This window comes from Devosia sp. ZB163 (genome assembly GCF_028613635.1).
GTDB lineage: Bacteria > Pseudomonadota > Alphaproteobacteria > Rhizobiales > Devosiaceae > Devosia_A.
In genome coordinates this window covers 164632-181546 of the sequence record NZ_JAQRMY010000002.1, presented here as the reverse complement: position 1 = coordinate 181546, position 16915 = coordinate 164632, and the positions used below count along the sequence as shown (strand labels likewise).

The window sequence follows — 16915 nt, the reverse complement described above, 5'->3', positions numbered from 1 at the left end:
AGGGGTCGGCTAGAACTCGTTCCAGTCGGTTGCGATGGCGGCGTTGCCGGCGCTTGCATAAGCCCGCGGGGCGGGCTTCGACGAAACGGCGGGCTGATCCTCGATCACGAAGCGGGCGACCATGCCGTCGAGTTCGCCGGCCTGGGCCTCGGTCTGCTCGATCGAGGCGTTGATCTCCTCGACCAGCGCGGCGTTGTGCTGGGTCATCTCGTCGATCTGGCGAACGGCGTTGGTGACCTCGGCGATTGCGCCGGATTGCTCCTGGGTGGCGCCGGCGATGCTGTTGACCAGGGAGCCGCTCTCGTCGACGGCGGCGAGCATGGCGGCCAGCTTGTCGGCTGCGGCCGAGACGAGGCGCGAGCCGGCCCCGACTTCCTGGGCGGACTGCTCGATCAGCGCCTTGACCTCGGCCGAGGCATGGGCCGCCGACTGCGCGAGACGGCGCACTTCCACCGCCACCACGGCGAAGCCCTTGCCGGCATCGCCCGCCCGCGCCGCCTCGACCGAGGCATTGAGGGCCAGCAGATTGGTCTGGAAGGCGATGTCGTCGATCATGCCGATGATGTTGGAGATCTTGCCCGAGGAGGTGGAGATGCGCGTCATGGCGTCGTTGGCCGAGCGCATGACCTCGCCGCCCTCCGCCGCGGCGTGGAGGACCTCCTGCGACTTGACGTTGGCAGCGCCGGCGCGGCGGGCATTGTCGGCCACGGTTGCGCTCAACTGCTCCATGGCCGCCGAGGTTTCCTCGATGGTCGCGGCCTGCCGCGTGGTTCGTCCGGAGAGATCGTTGGCGCCGGCGAGGATTTCCGCGGTGGCGGACCTGAGCGTGCGCGACGTGCGCCGCAGCTGGCCGATGATCTCGGCGAAGCGGTCGACCGTGTGGTTGAGGGCCGTGCGGACGTCGTCGAGTTCGCCGGGGAAGCTCGTCGCGATGCGGGCGCGCAGGTCCCCGTCGGCGAGGCGGCTGAGGCTCTGGCCGAGCATGACCACGGCCTGCTTCCGGGCGGTGACGTCGGTGGCGTATTTGACCACCTTCAGCACGCGGCCGCCGTGGTCGAGGATGGGGTTGTAGGTCGCCTGGATCCAGACCTCGCGGCCACCCTTGCCGAGGCGCAGGTATTCGGCCGCCTGGAACTCGCCCTCGCCCAGCCGGCGCCAGAAATCGCGGTACTCGGCGCTCTGGGCATAGGCGCGGGGAACGAACAACTCGTGGTGGCGGCCGACGATCTCGTCCAGACGGTAGCCCAGGGCATCGCAGAAGTTCTGGTTCGCCGTCAGCACCTTGCCGTCAGGCGTGAACTCGATGACCGCCTGCGACTTCGAGATGGCGGCGAGCTGCCCCTGCCAGTCGGCGCTCATACGCTTCTGGTCGGTGATGTCGGTGGCGAACTTGACGATCCGCGCCGGCTTGCCGTCCGCACCCATGATCGGGTTGTAGGACGCCTGGATCCAGATCTCGCGCCCGCCCTTGCCGAGGCGCTGGTACTCGGCCGCCTGATACTCGCCCTGCCCCAGCCGCCGCCAGAACTCGCGATACTCCTCGCTCGCGGCGTGCAGCGGCGTCACGAACAGGCGGTGGTGCTGGCCGACGATCTCGTCGAGCGAATAGCCCATTGTCGCGAGGAAATTGTCATTGGCACCGAGGATCGTGCCATCGGTCGCAAACTCGATCATCGCCTGCGAGCGCGAAGCGGCGTCCACCACCGCACGTGCATCGACTTCCGCGCCGCCCCCGCGGCGCGACCCAAACCAGCCAAACATGCAGGAACTCCCAAATTCCCTAAATCGCCGACCGGGGCCACCCGGTCGCACGTAGACCCCCATACATATTGACAGTTAACCATGAGTTACATTCAATATGATTGAGCCATGGCGGCCGATATAGTTTCGTCTGCCGCAACTATATTGTTAGAGCACTTTTTGTTCTTTCAACAAACAGACAAAGCTTTCCTTGAGCGTTTTCTGCTCACGGCAAAATGTGATCGGCGCTGATCTAGCGCAAACCCCAGTTCCGCCGCATATGCTGCGGTGCTGGGGCGGCAACATGACTTGAATTGGGCGCACAGGTTCGTGCGCCGTTGTGAAATGGGGCAGTTGCGACGGTGAGATCGCGACTAGGGAAAACTGCGTATTCGATCTGCATGGTCAGTGAAGCGATGGCTCCCGATCCCCAGAACAGGCTCCAGGAGGCCAGCGCCTAGTGAACGATGAGTCGGATGTTCATCACCGGACCGGCGACCTGCTGGCCCGGGCGGAGGACCGTGGGACAATTGGCAGCTGGAGCTGGCAGGCCGGGCAGGACCAGCTCGAGTGGTCGGTCGGCTTGTACCGGCTCGCCGGCATGGAGGCCTTCAGCGTCATCCCGACACTCGACGTTTGCCGCAACCTCGTGCATCCGGACGACCTGCGCGCCGTGGGGAACTGGCAGGCGCTGCTCGCCATGGAGTGGCTCGACGACCGGATATTCCGCGTCATCCGGCCGGATGGCGAGCTGCGGCGCGTGCGGCTACATGGTCGGGCCGTACGCGCAAGCGATGGCGGCCTGCTGGGCATCAGCGGCATCTGCATCGATGTGACGGACAGGCAGGCAAGCGCCGTTCGCGAGGACCCGGGCCTCACCCACGCGCAGGTGCGCGCGGCCCGCGCCTACCTCGGCTGGACGGCGATCGAGCTCGCCGAGAAGGCGGGTGTCTCCTTCTCCACCGTGCGACGTGTGGAAATGCCGGGGCGCCGCGCGGTGCGCGACGCGAACCTCGACGCCATCCGCGACGCCTTCACGCGCTCGGGCGTGCGGTTCGTCGTCCATGACGACGGCGCGATCGGGATCGTCGGCCGCTAGGCTGCGAACGGCGGAACCCTGGGCTTTCCCCAATGCGCTCCTAGAGGTGCTGGGCGAAGAAGGCCAGCATTGCCTCGCGCATGCGCAGGGTCTCGCGGTGGCCGACGCCGGGCTCCGACACCTTCTCGAGAACGCCACCCGTTCGGGCGTAAGTCTCGCTGGTTTCCGCCCAGGCCAGCGCCACCGCCTCCGGCGGGCTCAGCGCATCGGCCTCACCGATGCAGATGAGCTGCGGGCGCGGCGCCACCAGCGCCCCGATAGCCCCGGCATCGGCCTCGTTGAGCAAGCCGGGCACGACGAGGTAGATCCCGTGCCCGTCATGCGCGCCGAGTTCGATCATCTTGCGAAGATCGGCAAAGCAGCAGAGGTGCGCCACGGCAGCGATGCGCTCGTCCATCGCAGCGAGCCAGTAGCTGAGCGTACAGCCCATCGAGATGCCGAAGGCGCCGATGCGGTCGGGATTCACGTCGGGACGCGACGCGAGGTAGGTCAGCGCGGAGGCGTGGTCGCTCAGCATCTCGGCGAAGAGGCCGCGCCCATACCAGAGCAGAGCCTTGGCCGCGTAGCCTTCCGAAACCGTGGCGCGTTCGCCGAACACCGGCATGTCGATGCAGAGCGTCACGTAGCCGGCACGCGCGAAAACCGGACCGAGCGGATCGAGCAGGTACTCGCGACCGTCGAGCAACTCGTCGGCGCCGATATCGTAGCGGCCGCCATGCGAGTGGCCGTAGAGGATGGCGGGCAGCCTGCCCTCGACATGGAGTGGCCGGGTGAGGATGCCGCGGACTTCCTCGTCGCCGATGCGCAGCGACAGGTGCTCGATCTCATAGCCGTCGCGCTGCTCAATCTGGGCAGCGCTCAGCGTCACCGGCCGTTCTGCCAGTCCGATGAGCTGGCGCAGCCGATCTCTGGTGATGGGCATGTTACCGGTCGTCGTCGCTGACGATGGCGAACTCGAGCGGCAGCGCCGTGGTGTACTTGATCTGCCCCATGGCGAAGGACGAGCTCACGTCGGTCAGATTGATCTTGGAAATCAGCTTCTTGTAGAACGAGTCATAGGCCGCGATGTCGGGCACGACGACGCGCAGCAGGTAGTCGACCTCGCCACTCATGCGGTAGAACTCGACGACCTCGGTGAAGTCATCCACCACGGCAGCGAACTTCCGCATCCAGGAGTCGTTGTGCTCGTTGGTGCGGATCGAAACGAAGACGGTGACGCCGGCATTGATCTTGGCCGGGTCGAGGACGGCGACGCGCCCCTTGATGATCCCGTCCTCTTCCATCTTCTGGATGCGCCGCCAGCACGGAGTGGTCGACAGCCCGACCTTGCGGCCGATTTCGGCAACAGGAGTGGTCGCGTCCTTCTGCAGGAGCGCAAGAATCTTGCGGTCGATCTTGTCCAAAGCGATGACAGCCCCCGTGAAATGAGATTGCGCGTTCTAGGCGAATTACCCAGACTGACGCAACGATGGTCAGCGTTGGGCGGCATAAAACGAAAATATCTTGCGCCTGTCAACTGGCGAACAGGCCCGTCAGCCAGGCCATGAAGCGCTCGAAACGGCTGGGATTCCCGCCGCTTGCGGCTTCGCCCATGGCCTCGCGCTGCCGCCATGCGGCCGGCGTATCGAAATCGCCCTGCCAGATGCCCTTCCTTGCACGCCTGGCAGCAGCCTGGGCGCCGGCATAGGCATCGGTCGCCACGGCCAGCCCCTCCCCCACCATGACCTCGGCAACGTCCACGCTGCCATCGCGGCAGGTGGCGAGCAGCCGACCGTAGCGGTCATGCCCCTCGGCCGAGCAGTTCAGGGTGCGGCCGGCCGCCAGGTTCCGCAGCCGCCGCGCTGCGTCGCGACCGCAGGGCCACTCGGCACCGGCGGCGGTACGGCAGGTCTGGTTCCACTCCGGTGCGTCGAGACCCAGGAGGCGGATGCGCTGTCCGGCGATCTCGAGCGTATCGCCATCGGCAACCCGCTCGACCGGACCGGTGAGCGGCGTGCCCCCTAGGGGGAACGGCGGCTCCGGCAGCAGGGCGTAGATCGCGAGACCGCCAATGAGGAGCAGGATGAAGGCCCAGTTGCGCCAGTTGGTGCCACCGGACCCGTGCCGAACGCGCCGGCCCGAGGCCCAGGCTGGCATGGCATCAAACTTGAGCGGGGCCCGGGGCCGCCTGTCGCGGGTTTTACCCATTTTCCGTGCCCCCGGCTTCACCGTAACTTAACCATGCGGCGCATAGGTTTTTTGACCAAGTGTCAGAGAGTGCGTTTCTCTCTCTTCGCAATAGTAAGTGTCGAGTACTGCGTAGATGGTTTCCAAGTCCGCGATGCACGGAGACGACGTGCGCGCCCAGATGGGCCGCGGACTCCGACGCAATTCGCAGCGGACCGTGGAAGACGCGCGCCAGCGCCTCACCTCCAGCTCCGGCACCCGCGCTTCCTACGATTTCGAACTCATCGACGAATACGCGAACTCGCGGCTGAGCGGCCTGCTGGCCGTGCCGGCCCTGGTGCTCATCCTGGCGCTGTTCGCGAGCCTGTGGGTTTCGCCGCTGGCCGCCGGCGGCTGGGCAGCGCTGGTGATCGCGGCCAACCTCGTCGTCGTCCTCCTCTGCCGGCAGTTCAAGAGCGAGCCGGCCAGCAAGTTCAGCGCGCCGCGCTGGGCGGCGACGTTCATCGCGGCCGAGAGCGTGAACGGTATCTGCTGGGCGATGCTGTCGCTGTTCACGCTGGTCGCGGACGACAGGGTGGCGCTGCTCGTCGCCATGTTCGCGATGACGCTGATCGGCATCGCCGCCAACGCGGTGCTGACCCGCACCCTGCCCGGCGCGACGCTGACCAGCACGCTGCCGCCTGCCGCCACGGTGACGATCAACCTCATGGTCTCGGGCGGTACGCTCAACTGGGCGCTGGCGGCGGTGGTGATCGGCGGCGAGATCTTCTTCGTCTTCCTCGCCAAGCAGCTCTACACCTCCGAGCTCGAGACCATAAAGCACCAGGCCGAGAAGGATGCGCTCATCAACGAGCTCGAGGAAGCGCGTGAAATGAGCGACGAGGCCCGCCGGCACGCCGAGCAGGCCAACATCGCCAAGTCGCAGTTCCTCGCCACGATGAGCCACGAGCTGCGCACGCCGCTCAACGCCATCATCGGCTTTTCCGAAGTGCTGAAATCCGAGCTGCTCGGCTCGCACCAGGTGCCCCAGTACAAGGAATATGCCGGCGACATCCATTCGTCCGGCCAGCACCTGCTCAACCTCATCAACGAACTGCTCGACCTGAGCCGCATCGAGGCGGGCAAGTACGACCTCAACGAGGAAGCGGTGTCGCTGATCGACATCGCCGACGATTGCCGGCGGATGGTGGAAATCCGCGCCAAGGGCAAGGGCATCGAGATCACGGTCAGCTACGCGCACAACCTGCCCAAGCTGTGGGGCGACGAGCGCGCCATCCGCCAGGTGGTGCTGAACCTGCTGTCGAACGCCATCAAGTTCACGCCGCAGTCGGGCAAGGTGCACCTGACGGTGACCCGCTCGGGCGATGGCGGCCAGCTGATCAGCGTGCGCGACAACGGGCCGGGCATTCCCGAGAGCGAGATCGAGATGGTGCTCACCTCGTTCGGGCAGGGTTCGCTGGCGCATAAATCGGCCGAACAGGGCGCGGGCCTGGGGCTGCCGATCGTGCAGCGCATCATGGAACTGCACCAGGGGCGGTTCGACCTGTTTTCGAAACTCCGCTTCGGCACCGAGGTCATCGCCACGTTCCCGCGCGCCCGCGTGATGGATGCGCTCGCCCCCGTGGTCGAGAAGAAGCCGCGGTTGCAGATATATTCCGAAGCAGGATAAAAACCGTTCCGGGGGCATCAGCGGCCGGAGGGCGCTATGTCGGACCGTGTTCAGGTCGGGATCATCGGCACGAGCTGGTGGACCGAACTCATGTTTCTTCCATCGCTTGAATCGCATCCCGGAGCCGAGATCGTCGCGATCTGCGGCCGGGATGGCGAGCGCACCGGGGCACTGGCGCGCAAGCACAACATCCCCAAGGCCTTCACGGCCTATCCCGAGTTGCTGAAGAGCGGCATCGAGGCGGTGGTGATCGCGGCGCCGGACGACCTGCACCACGAGATGACGCTGTCGGCCATTGCGGCGGGCCTGCATGTGCTGTGCGAGAAGCCGATGGCTCTCGGGACCGGCGACGCCGCGGAGATGCTGGCGCGCGCCAATGAAGCCGGCATCAAGCACATGGTGCCCTTCACCTGGCACTGGCAGCCGCATTTCCAGCACCTCAAGTCGCTCGTGGACGACAAGTTCGTCGGCCGGCCGCTGCGCGCGGAGTTCCGCTTCGTGGGCGGGAGCGGGCCCAGTGCGGACTATCAGTGGCGGATGGATGCAGCGCGCGCGACGGGCGCCCTCGGCGATCTCGGCTCGCACATGATCCACATGGCCCAGTGGCTCATGGGTCCGATCAGCTCGGTGATGGCGGACGCGCCGGTGCTGTTCCGGCGCGAGATTGCCCAGCCGGCCAATGACACGGCGCATCTCATCGTGCGCTTCGCCTCGGGGGCGCAGGGGATCATCGACGTGACGACGCTGACCCACCAGGACTGTGCCTGCAGCATGTCGGTCGGCATCGACGGCGAAGACGGCAGCGTCGAGGTGGAGCATGTGGTGCTCGGCCCGCGCGACGGCTTGCGGTTCGTGGCGACGCAGCGGGGTGGGGCGACCGAGACGATCGTCGTCCCCGATGCGCGCTATGGCGAGATGGACCGCAAGGACTTCATGGCGCCGTTCACCAAGGCCTCAGCCGGGGCCAGGCACTTCATCGATGCGATCCAGGGCGGGTTCCGGCCCGAGCCGGGGTTCGAGGCGGGCGTCGAAGTGCAGAAGGTGCTGGATGCGGCGCTGCGGTCGCACCGGGAGCGCCGCTGGGTGGACGTCTAGTCGTCCATCGAGCCGATTGTAATCAAAGGCATGTGACCGGCTTTCACCTCCGTAAGGTGGGGGCCGGTCAAGCTTATGCGGGGCTTGCGCGTCTGAATTCCCTTGTGGACGAGGAGACTTCAAGTGACCGCATTGTACCGACTGGCCGGCGCATCCCTTGTCGTGCTCGCGAGTTGCCTGCCGGCCCTGGCCGCAGACGACGTATCCGGCGTGCTCGAGGGCATTCGCGCCAAGTACCAGCTGCCAGGCATCTCCGTGGCGATGATGAAGGACGGCGAGATCCTCGCGTCCGGCGCCGCGGGCACTCGTGTTCTCGACATGGACATCCCGGTCACGGTCGAAGACCGTTTCCATATCGGCTCCGATACCAAGGCGATGACTGCGGTCATCGCGGGTACGCTGGTGGATGAGGGCAAACTGAAGTGGGACAGCACGATCGGCGAGGTGCTCGGCGACGAGATCAAGGACATGAACCCGAAACTCGCGGCCGTCACGCTCGAGCAGCTGCTTTCGCATTCGAGCGGCATCCCGTCCGATACCGACGAGATGATCAAGATCTACTTCAACGCCGACGCGTTCCAGGACACTGCCGCAGCACTGCGCCTCAAGGCGATCGAGACGATGAAGGGCCTCGAGCCCAAGGTGCCGGAGGGGTCGCCGTTCCAGTATGCGAACTTCGGCTACCTGATCGCGGGGGCGATGATCGAGAAGGCTGCCGGCAAGCCGTGGGAACAGCTGATCCACGAGCGGATCTTCGAGCCGCTGGGGCTGAAATCGGCAGGGCTCGGGGCGCCGGCCACCGACGGGCTCTACGACGCAGCCGTCGGGACCCGCATCAATGACGACGGCTCGCTCACGGCCATACCCTGGGGCGTGGCAGCCGGAGTACCGCCAGTCGTCGCGCCGGCCGGCGACGCGCACATGTCGGTGCTCGACTTCGCAAAATGGGGTGACTGGAACGCCACCGGCGGCAAGTCGCCCACCATCGTCAAGCCCGAGACGCTGGCCGAAATCCTCAAGCCGCGCGTGACGACGCCGCCGCTGCCCGACCCGCCGCCGGGCACGCCGGGCCAGGGCGAGTATGCCTTCGGCTGGGGCGTGGTGAACTACGACTGGACCGGGCACCCCGTGCTGACCCACAACGGGTCCAACAGCATGAACCTCGCCAAGATCCTCGTCGACACCGAGACCGGAGTCACGATCGCGGCCGTGACGAACCTGCCGGGCAAGGATGCCGACGCAGCGCTCAACGAGGCGGTCGAAACGCTCTACGAGCAACAGGCGAAGTAGCTCAGCCCTTGTCGGTTACGCCGGCTGTGGCGAAGGTTGCCATGTTCTTGTGCAGGTGAAGTGCGGTCTTAACCAGCACCGCGGCGAGGGCGGCCCCGCTCCCCTCCCCCAGCCGCATCCCCAGATCGAGCAGCGGGCGCTTGCCCATGGCCTCGAGGGCGCGGCCGTGGGCGTGCTCGGCCGAGACGTGGCCGAAGATGCAGTGGTCGATCGAGGCCGGGTTGACGGCATGGGCGATGGCCGCCGCCGCAGTCGCGACGTAGCCATCGACGATGACGGGGACCTTCTGCTGGCGCGCGGCGATGATGGCGCCGAGCATGGCAGCGATCTCGCGGCCGCCGAGGCGGGCGAGGATCGACAGCGGATCGGTGAGCGGATCGACATGGAGGGCAACGGCGCGATCCACCGCGTCGGCCTTGCGCTTGAGGCCGGCATCGTCGACGCCGGTGCCGCGGCCGACCCAGTCGGCGCCGTTGCCGCCATAGAGGGCGTTGAAGATCGCGGCGGCGACGGTGGTGTTGCCGATGCCCATCTCGCCGATGGCGAGCAGGTCGGGCTTACCTGCGATTGCTTCCATGCCGTAGGCGATGGTCGCCGCGCACATGCGATCGTCCATGGCGACGGTGCGGGTGATGTCGCCGGTCGGCAGTTCGAGGGCGAGTTCGAAGACGCGCAGGTTCAGCTCATGGAGCTGGCAGATCTGGCTGATGGCGGCGCCGCCGGCGGTGAAGTTGGCGACCATCTGGGCCGTTACTTCACGCGGAAAGGCCGAGACGCCCTGGTCGGTGACGCCGTGGTTGCCGGCAAAGATCGCAACCATCGGGTTGTCGAGCGTCGGGGCAGACTTGCCCTGCCAGCGCCCGAGGAACTCGACCAGCGACTCGAGCTGGCCGAGCGCGCCCGGGGGCTTGGTGAGCTGCTTGTCGCGCTCGCGGATGGCGGCGACGGCCCGCTCATCCCCGTCGGGCGTCACATGCAGCAGATCGATGATATCGGCGAAGGGCGAGGCCATCGGGTGACGACTCCGGCTGGGCAGTGGTAAGGAGGCACGCTTCTGGACCATGCGACGGGCATTTGCAATTGAACGAGGATGGTACTCGCCCACGTCAGGACAACGGACCGCGCATGGCGGCGCCGGTGACTGAGCCGCCGCCCGAGCGGAATTTCGGCGACGACCTGGTGATGGCGCTGCGCTTCTTCTCGCGCCTGCCCACCGGCGACCGTCCGTTCGTCAAGCCCGACCTCGACCGCATCGCCGTCGTCCTGCCCTTCACAAGCATCGTCATCGGCTTCGGGCCGTCGCTGCTGATGATGCTGTGCGCCTGGGCGACGATCCCCAGCTATTTCGCCGCCGCGCTCGGCGTCGCCGCGATGATCGTTGCCACCGGCGCGATGGCCGACGACGCCCTCGCCGATGCGGCGGACGGGCTCTATGGCGGGCAGACGGTCGAGCGGCGGCTCGAGATCATGAAGGACAGCCGGCACGGCACCTATGGGGTGTCGGCGCTCGGGCTCTACCTGCTGCTGCGCATCACCGCCATCGGCGCGGTGGCGGCCTACAACCCGCTGGCTGCCGCCGGCATCTGGCTGGCGGCTACCGTGCTCGGCCGCTCGGGCTCGCTATGGCTGAGCGTCGAGCTGCCGAACGCGCGCGAGGGCGGCGCCTCGGCGTCGGCCGGCAGGGTGTCGCGGCGCAGCTTTTTCATCGGCCTCGCGTTTGCGGCGCTGGTGACGCTGATCCTCGCGGCACCGTTCACCAGCCTCGTTGCGGTGATCCTCGCCTTCGCTGCCGCGGTTGGCGTCGCTTCGGCCTGGGTCTGGACCTGCCGGCGGCTGATCGGCGGGCAGACCGGGGACCTGATCGGGGCGCTCGGCGCGCTCATCGAGGTCGCCGTCCTCGCCGTGCTGCTGATCTTTGCGTGAGAGGAGCTTGAACTCGTAGCGCACATCCCCATTATCGTGACCTGGGGCGCGCGAAAGGAAGTTCATGCTCTTCATCGGCTTTGCCATCCTGATCGCCATCGGTCTGGCGCTGCTCGTCAGCGCCGATGCAGGGACGCTCGTGGGGCTGACGCAGGACCAGATGGGGCAGCTGATTCCGCTGGTGGCGATCCTGATCGTCATCGCGGGCGGGCTCTTCGCGCGGCGCCACCGCTTCTCCGAGCTCATCGGCAACCTCGTCCTGTGGGCCGGTATCTTCGGCGTGGCGCTCGTGGGCTACACCTATCGCGAGGACCTGACGCTCGTTGCCTCGCGCGTCTTCGGCGAGCTGGTGCCGGGCGTGGCGACGGTCGATCGCGAACGCGGCACGGCCACGTTCCGGGGCGGCCGTGACGGGCACTTCATGATCAACGCCGCCATCAACGGTTCGGACATCCGCACGATTTTCGATACGGGCGCGAGCGCCGTGGTGCTGAGCCAGTCGGACGCCGAGCGGATCGGGCTTGCCACCGATGCGCTCGACTACAGCGTTCCGGTCTCGACTGCCAATGGCACCGGCCGCGCCGCTACCGTCACGCTCGACCGGGTCGAGGTGGGTGGGATCGTGCGGAACAATGTGCGGGCGTTCGTCGCCGAGCGCGATGCGCTGGAAACGAGCCTCCTCGGCATGAGCTTTCTCGGCACGCTGAGCCGCTATGCGGTGAGCGGCAATTCGCTGGAACTGGTCGACTGAGGCAGCTTAGTCTCGGGGGCGAACCCGGAGACCCGCATGCCGCAACGCCCCAATGACGAATCCCTGCTGCGCCAATCGTTTGCCGTCGCGAAGCGCTCGCGCGAGGGTGGCGACCATCCGTTCGGCGCACTGCTCGCCGACCGGAACGGCAAGGTGCTGCGCGAACAGGGCAACGGCTACAGTTCGGAGGGCGGCGACCGCACCGCGCATGCCGAGCGGCTGCTCGCCTCGTGGGCGGCAAGGAACCTGAGCCTCGAGGAGTTGCAGGGGTGCACGCTCTACACCTCGGCCGAGCCGTGCGCGATGTGCTCGGGTGCGATTTACTGGGCCGGTATCGGCCGGGTGGTGTTCGGGCAAAGCGAGAGGGACCTGAAGGCGCAAACCGGTGCGCATGAGGAGAACCCGACGCTGGATCTGCCCTGCCATGTGGTGTTCGAGGCGGGCCAGCGGCCGACTGAGGTGGTGGGGCCGCTGCTGGCGGACGAGGCGGCGCAGTTGCAGGCGGATTTCTGGGGGGAGAAGGGTTGAGGCATCGTGGCTCCCCGACCCCTCATCCGCCCTTCGGGCACCTTCTCCCACAAGGGGAGAAGGCGATGGGGCCGAGGGCGCTCAGTCGGGCACCTTCTCCCAAGGGGGAGAAGGCGATGGGGCCGAGGGCTCTCGGTCGGGTACCTTCTCCCCTTGTGGGAGAAGGTGGATCGGCCGCAGGCCGAGACGGATGAGGGGGCGCCACACGGCGACAGTCGCAATCAGACCGCCAGCGCCAGCTCCGGTTCCAGCGCTGCGAAGGCGCGCAGGATGACGTCGGGGCCGGCGCCGCGTTTGGCGGCGTCGACGCTGAGGATCTGGCGGAAGGTGCGGGCGCCGGCGCGGGCGTTGGCGAGCCCGAGCATGTGGCGGGTGATGTTGTTGAGACGCGCGCCCTTGCCGAGTTCGCGCTCGGCGTACTCGGCCATCGCCAGCATGATCTCGCGCAGTTCGAGGGGCTTCTGCTCATCGCCGAAGAAGCGGGAATCGACGAGGCTCAGCACCATGGGCTCGTGATAGGCCGTGCGGCCCAGCATCACGCCCGACATGTGCGCCATGTGGTGCTCGGCCTCACCGATGGTCTTGATACCGCCGTTGATCATCACCGGCAGCGGCGCGAGGCGCTGGGCCAGCCGGTAGACGCGGGGGTAGTCGAGCGGCGGAATCTCGCGGTTTTCCTTGGGGCTGAGGCCTTTCAGCCAGGCCTTGCGGGCGTGGACATAGAGCGCGTCGACGCCGGCGCCGACCATGGTGTCGGCGAAGCGGTCGAGGCTTTCCTCGATGTCCTGGTCGTCGATGCCGATGCGGCACTTGACCGTCACGGGCACATCCGTTGCGTCCCGCATGGCACGGACGCACTCGGCGACGAGCTCGGGCTCGGCCATCAGGCAGGCGCCGAAGCGGCCGGACTGCACGCGATCGGACGGGCAGCCGACATTGAGGTTGATCTCGGCATAGCCGAACTCGGTCGCGATGCGGGTCGCCTCGGCCAGCTCGCGCGGATCGGAGCCGCCGAGCTGCACGGCGACGGGCTGCTCCACCGGACTGAAGCCGAGCAGCCGCTCGCGCGGCCCATGCACGATGGCCGCGCTCGTCACCATCTCGGTGAAAAGCAGCGCGTGCCGGGTCAGCAGCCGATGGAGGTGGCGGCAATGACGATCGGTCCAGTCCATCATGGGCGCGACGGAGAACCGGCGTGCGACGGCGACCCGGTCGGCGGCGGGCGGTGCGGAAGCTGCGATGTCGAGCGCCGGGGGCGTGTCGGTGTGCATGCGAGCTACTTAGGACGAACTTGCGGCGCGGCAATGGGCGGCGCGCCCTTTTGGCCGTTCTGACGAAAGATGGCGGGCTTGTCTACCCGCGCGCGCCGACAGGCTGAATCCCCCCGCACCGCGCGCATGGCTGGTCCGCAGATTTAGTTAGGTTTCTAACAGTTCCGCCGATTGACCATATATGTGCACTTATTATATGTGCACTTATGAAATCGAAAGAGAGCTACAAGCACCAGGCGCCGCTCGGCTACCTGATCCACGAAGTGGCGCGGCTGATGAAGCGGCGCTTCGAGGAAGAGGCCAAGTCGCACGGCATCACCCTGCCGCAGTGGCGCGCCCTGGCGCAGATCGCGATCAACGAGCGCATCACGCAGGTCCAGCTGGCCGCAGCGTCCGATACCGACCCGATGACGATGTCGGGCGTGCTGGACCGGCTGGAAAAGCGCGGGCTCATCGATCGCTACGCCGACCCCACCGACAGCCGGGCCAAGCTCGCCCGCCTGACGCCGGAGGGCGAGGAGATTTTCGTGACGGCCCGCAAGGTCGGGCTCGCCATGTACGAGGCGGCGCTGGAGGGCGTCTCCGAGGACGATCGGAACACAGTTATCGCCGTGCTCGGCAAGATGCGCGGCAACCTACTCGGCCAGGCGGCCGAACTCGAGGAAGTCTGAAATGAACGCCCGCGTCACACCCCCTGCCCCCGGCGAAGCCAAGCCGGTCGAAACTCCGGTTGCCGAGAGCGCTCCGGCTGCGGCTGCTCCCGCCGCACCGGTAGCGCCAGCCAAGAAGAAGCGCTCGGGCAAAAGTCTCGCCATCATGCTTGCCGTGCCGGTGGTTCTCGCCGCGGGTGGCGGCTATTTCTGGCTGACCGGCGGGCGCTATGTCGAAACCGACAACGCCTATGTGCAGCAGAACAAGGTCTCGATCTCCCCGGATGTCGCGGGCCGCATCGTCTCGGTGGCGGTCAAGGACAACCAGCCGGTCACGGCGGGCGAGCCGCTCTTCACCATCGACCCCGAGCCCTACAGCATCGCGCTGGCGCAGGCCGACGCGGCGCTCGCCTCGGCGCGGGTCAATGTCGAGCAGTTGCGCGTCGCGCACAGCATCGCCCAAGCCAAGCTCCAGGCGGCCAAGGATGCGCTCGAGATCCGGCAGAAGGAATGGGACCGCACGTCCAACCTGCGCGAGCAGGGCATCACTGCCGAATCCAGCCTCGATGACTCGCGGCTGGCGCTGCAGCAGGCCCAGTCGAACGTCGCACTCGAGGAGCAGGACGTCGCCAATTCCATCGCCGCGCTGGGGGGCAATCCGGACATCGCGACCGACGAGCATCCCGCCGTGCGCGCCGCCATGGCCGCGCGCGACAATGCGCAGCGCAGCCTCGACAAGACCAATGTCGTCGCCCCGGCCGACGGCATCGTCGCGCAGGTCGGCAGCCTCAATGTCGGCCAGTTCGTGAACACCGGCTCGACCATCGCGACGCTGGTGGAAACCGGCGACACGTGGGTCGAGGCCAACTTCAAGGAAACGCAGCTGACCACGCTCGCCGTCGGCATGCCGGCCGAGGTGAAGGTCGACGCCTATCCGGGGGTGGCGATCGAATGCCACGTCGCCTCGATCGGCGCGGCGACCGGTGCGGAGTTCGCGCTGATCCCGGCGCAGAACGCGACCGGCAACTGGGTGAAGGTGACGCAGCGCGTGCCGGTCAACATCGCGTGCGACACCGGAACGGACCTGTTCCGCGCCGGCATGAGCGCCACCGTCAACGTCGACACCAAGCCCGAAGGGGCCCAGGCTGCCGAAGGCCAGAAGGCGCTCTAGCATGGCCGCCGCCGCTGCCACCGTCTCGGCCCCCACGGTCGTCGTGAAGAACAAGGGCATGCTGACTGCCGCCATCATGGTGGCCGTGATCATGCAGGTCCTCGACACCACGATCGCCAACGTCGCCCTGCCCCATATGCGCGCCAGCCTGGGCGCGTCGCAGGACGAGATCAACTGGGTGCTGACCTCCTACATCGTCGCCGCGGCCATCGCGACGCCGCTGACCGGCTGGTTCTCCGACCGCTTCGGCCGGCGCAACCTGCTGCTGTTCGCGGTGGTCGGCTTCACGGCCGCGTCGCTCCTCTGCGGTGTCGCGACCAACCTCGCGCAGATGGTGGTGTTCCGCGTCGCCCAGGGCATCTGCGGCGCCATGCTGGTGCCGCTGGCGCAGGCGACGATGATGGACATCAACCCGCGCGAGCAGCTCGGGCAGGCGATGGCGATCTTCGGCGCCGGCATCATGTTCGGGCCGATCATCGGGCCGACGCTGGGCGGCTGGCTGACCGAGACGTTCAACTGGCGCGCGGTGTTCCTCGTCAACCTGCCGGTCGGTATCGTCGCCTTCTTCATGCTGGCGGCGCTGATGCCGAACACGGTGATCAAGATCCGCAAGTTCGACTTCTTCGGCTTCGGCATGCTGGCGCTGGCGGTGGCATCGCTGCAGATGCTGCTCGACCGCGGCCAGAGCGTCGGCTGGTTCGACTCGACGGAGATCTGGCTCTACCTGCTGCTCGCGATCTCGGGCCTGTGGGTGTTCGCCGTCCACTGCCTCACGGCCGAGAACCCGTTCATGGACATGGGGATGTTCAGGGACAGGAACCTCGTCACCGGGCTGGTGCTGATCTTCATCACCGGCATCACGCTGTTCTCGGGCCTCGCGCTGCTGCCGCCGATGCTGCAGAACCTGATGGGCTTTCCGGTCATCGAGACGGGCCTGCTGATGGGACCTCGCGGTATCGGCACGATGGTATCGATGATCGTCGTCGGCCGGCTGGTCTCGAAGTACGATCCGCGCATCCTGGTCGTCGGCGGCACGCTGCTGATGGGCTACTCGCTCTACATGATGACCGAGTTCGACATCGTCATGGGCTCGGGCCCGATCCTCCTCTCGGGGTTCCTCCAGGGCATCGGCATGGGGTTCGTGTTCGTGCCGCTCAACTCGCTGGCCTTTGCCACCATCAACGCGAAGTACCGGGTCGATGCGACGGCGATGTTCAGCCTCATCCGCAATGTCGGCCAGGGCGTCGGCATCTCGGTGGTGACGACGATCCTCGCGCAGATGCAGGTGGTGAACTACGGCGAGCTGGCCGAGCGGATCACCCTCGACTCGGGTCCGTTGCGCGACTTCGCGGCGGCCCATGGCGGGTTCGGCAACGTCGTCGGCAGCATCCACGGGATGATCACCCAGCAGGCGGCGATGCTCGCCTTCCTCGATGACTTCCACCTGATGATGATCCTGACCTTCGTGTCGCTGCCGATCGTCTTCCTGCTGCGCCGTCCCAAGGCGGCTAAGCCGATGACGGCCGAGGAACGCGCCCACGCGATGGGCGAGTAAGCCCGAT

Annotated in this window: 16 protein-coding genes; 10 read left to right on the top strand and 6 right to left on the bottom strand. The window is 67.0% G+C overall.

All coding sequences use genetic code 11. The features are described 5' to 3' along the window. Positions 1-9 precede the first annotated feature (9 nt). Positions 10-1761 carry a methyl-accepting chemotaxis protein gene (locus PRN20_RS09110; protein WP_273956994.1) on the bottom strand — a complete coding sequence of 584 codons (1752 nt, stop codon included), beginning with the start codon at positions 1759-1761 and terminating at the stop codon, positions 10-12. A 439-nt stretch (positions 1762-2200) separates the two neighbouring features. Here PRN20_RS09110 and PRN20_RS09105 point away from each other — a divergent pair, with 439 nt between their 5' ends. Next, positions 2201-2839, top strand: coding sequence for a PAS domain-containing protein (locus tag PRN20_RS09105; protein ID WP_273956993.1), 639 nt, complete (start codon positions 2201-2203; stop codon positions 2837-2839). Between the two features lie 40 nt (positions 2840-2879). On the opposite strand, the gene PRN20_RS09100 is transcribed toward PRN20_RS09105, so the two are convergent. The 3 genes from PRN20_RS09100 to PRN20_RS09090 all read right to left on the bottom strand — a co-directional run bounded on the left by PRN20_RS09100 (position 2880) and on the right by PRN20_RS09090 (position 4975). Beyond that, positions 2880-3761: an alpha/beta hydrolase family protein gene (locus tag PRN20_RS09100; RefSeq protein WP_273956991.1), complete on the bottom strand. Its 882-nt coding sequence runs from the start codon at positions 3759-3761 to the stop codon at positions 2880-2882. Position 3762: 1 nt separating this feature from the next. Beyond that, positions 3763-4242, bottom strand: coding sequence for an Lrp/AsnC family transcriptional regulator (locus PRN20_RS09095; protein ID WP_273956990.1), 480 nt, complete (start codon positions 4240-4242; stop codon positions 3763-3765). 109 nt (positions 4243-4351) lie between these two features. Next, positions 4352-4975, bottom strand: a complete 624-nt coding sequence (locus PRN20_RS09090; protein ID WP_273956989.1) for a thermonuclease family protein — start codon at positions 4973-4975, stop codon at positions 4352-4354. 166 nt (positions 4976-5141) lie between these two features. Between PRN20_RS09090 and PRN20_RS09085 the strand changes: the two genes are divergently transcribed. From PRN20_RS09085 to PRN20_RS09075, 3 genes are all read left to right on the top strand, one after another. Next, positions 5142-6674, top strand: a complete 1533-nt coding sequence (locus tag PRN20_RS09085) for a sensor histidine kinase (protein WP_273956988.1) — start codon at positions 5142-5144, stop codon at positions 6672-6674. A 36-nt stretch (positions 6675-6710) separates the two neighbouring features. Then, positions 6711-7769, top strand: a complete 1059-nt coding sequence (locus PRN20_RS09080) for a Gfo/Idh/MocA family protein (RefSeq protein ID WP_273956987.1) — start codon at positions 6711-6713, stop codon at positions 7767-7769. A 123-nt stretch (positions 7770-7892) separates the two neighbouring features. Then, entirely contained in the window at positions 7893-9059 is a 1167-nt protein-coding gene (locus tag PRN20_RS09075) for a serine hydrolase domain-containing protein (protein ID WP_273956986.1), read from the top strand. A 1-nt stretch (position 9060) separates the two neighbouring features. On the opposite strand, the gene cobT is transcribed toward PRN20_RS09075, so the two are convergent. Then, positions 9061-10071, bottom strand: coding sequence for a nicotinate-nucleotide--dimethylbenzimidazole phosphoribosyltransferase (gene cobT / locus PRN20_RS09070; protein ID WP_273956985.1), 1011 nt, complete (start codon positions 10069-10071; stop codon positions 9061-9063). Positions 10072-10196: 125 nt separating this feature from the next. Here cobT and PRN20_RS09065 point away from each other — a divergent pair, with 125 nt between their 5' ends. From PRN20_RS09065 to PRN20_RS09055, 3 genes are all read left to right on the top strand, one after another. Beyond that, positions 10197-10982 carry an adenosylcobinamide-GDP ribazoletransferase gene (locus PRN20_RS09065; protein ID WP_273956983.1) on the top strand — a complete coding sequence of 262 codons (786 nt, stop codon included), beginning with the start codon at positions 10197-10199 and terminating at the stop codon, positions 10980-10982. Between the two features lie 64 nt (positions 10983-11046). Beyond that, on the top strand, positions 11047-11733 hold the full coding sequence (locus tag PRN20_RS09060; RefSeq protein ID WP_273956982.1) for a retropepsin-like aspartic protease family protein: 687 nt from the start codon (positions 11047-11049) through the stop codon (positions 11731-11733). A gap of 36 nt (positions 11734-11769) precedes the next feature. Next, positions 11770-12261, top strand: a complete 492-nt coding sequence (locus tag PRN20_RS09055) for a nucleoside deaminase (protein WP_273956981.1) — start codon at positions 11770-11772, stop codon at positions 12259-12261. A gap of 221 nt (positions 12262-12482) precedes the next feature. On the opposite strand, the gene dusA is transcribed toward PRN20_RS09055, so the two are convergent. Next, positions 12483-13532, bottom strand: coding sequence for a tRNA dihydrouridine(20/20a) synthase DusA (gene dusA / locus PRN20_RS09050; protein ID WP_273956980.1), 1050 nt, complete (start codon positions 13530-13532; stop codon positions 12483-12485). A 206-nt stretch (positions 13533-13738) separates the two neighbouring features. Between dusA and PRN20_RS09045 the strand changes: the two genes are divergently transcribed. Genes PRN20_RS09045 through PRN20_RS09035 form a run of 3 tightly spaced genes read left to right on the top strand, consistent with a single transcriptional unit; the run spans position 13739 to position 16908 of the window. Beyond that, positions 13739-14203: a MarR family winged helix-turn-helix transcriptional regulator gene (locus PRN20_RS09045; RefSeq protein ID WP_273956978.1), complete on the top strand. Its 465-nt coding sequence runs from the start codon at positions 13739-13741 to the stop codon at positions 14201-14203. Position 14204: 1 nt separating this feature from the next. Next, complete coding sequence (locus tag PRN20_RS09040; RefSeq protein WP_273956977.1) at positions 14205-15353, top strand: HlyD family secretion protein; 1149 nt, start codon at positions 14205-14207, stop codon at positions 15351-15353. A gap of 1 nt (position 15354) precedes the next feature. Beyond that, positions 15355-16908, top strand: a complete 1554-nt coding sequence (locus PRN20_RS09035; protein WP_273956976.1) for a DHA2 family efflux MFS transporter permease subunit — start codon at positions 15355-15357, stop codon at positions 16906-16908. The last annotated feature ends 7 nt before the right edge of the window (positions 16909-16915 follow it).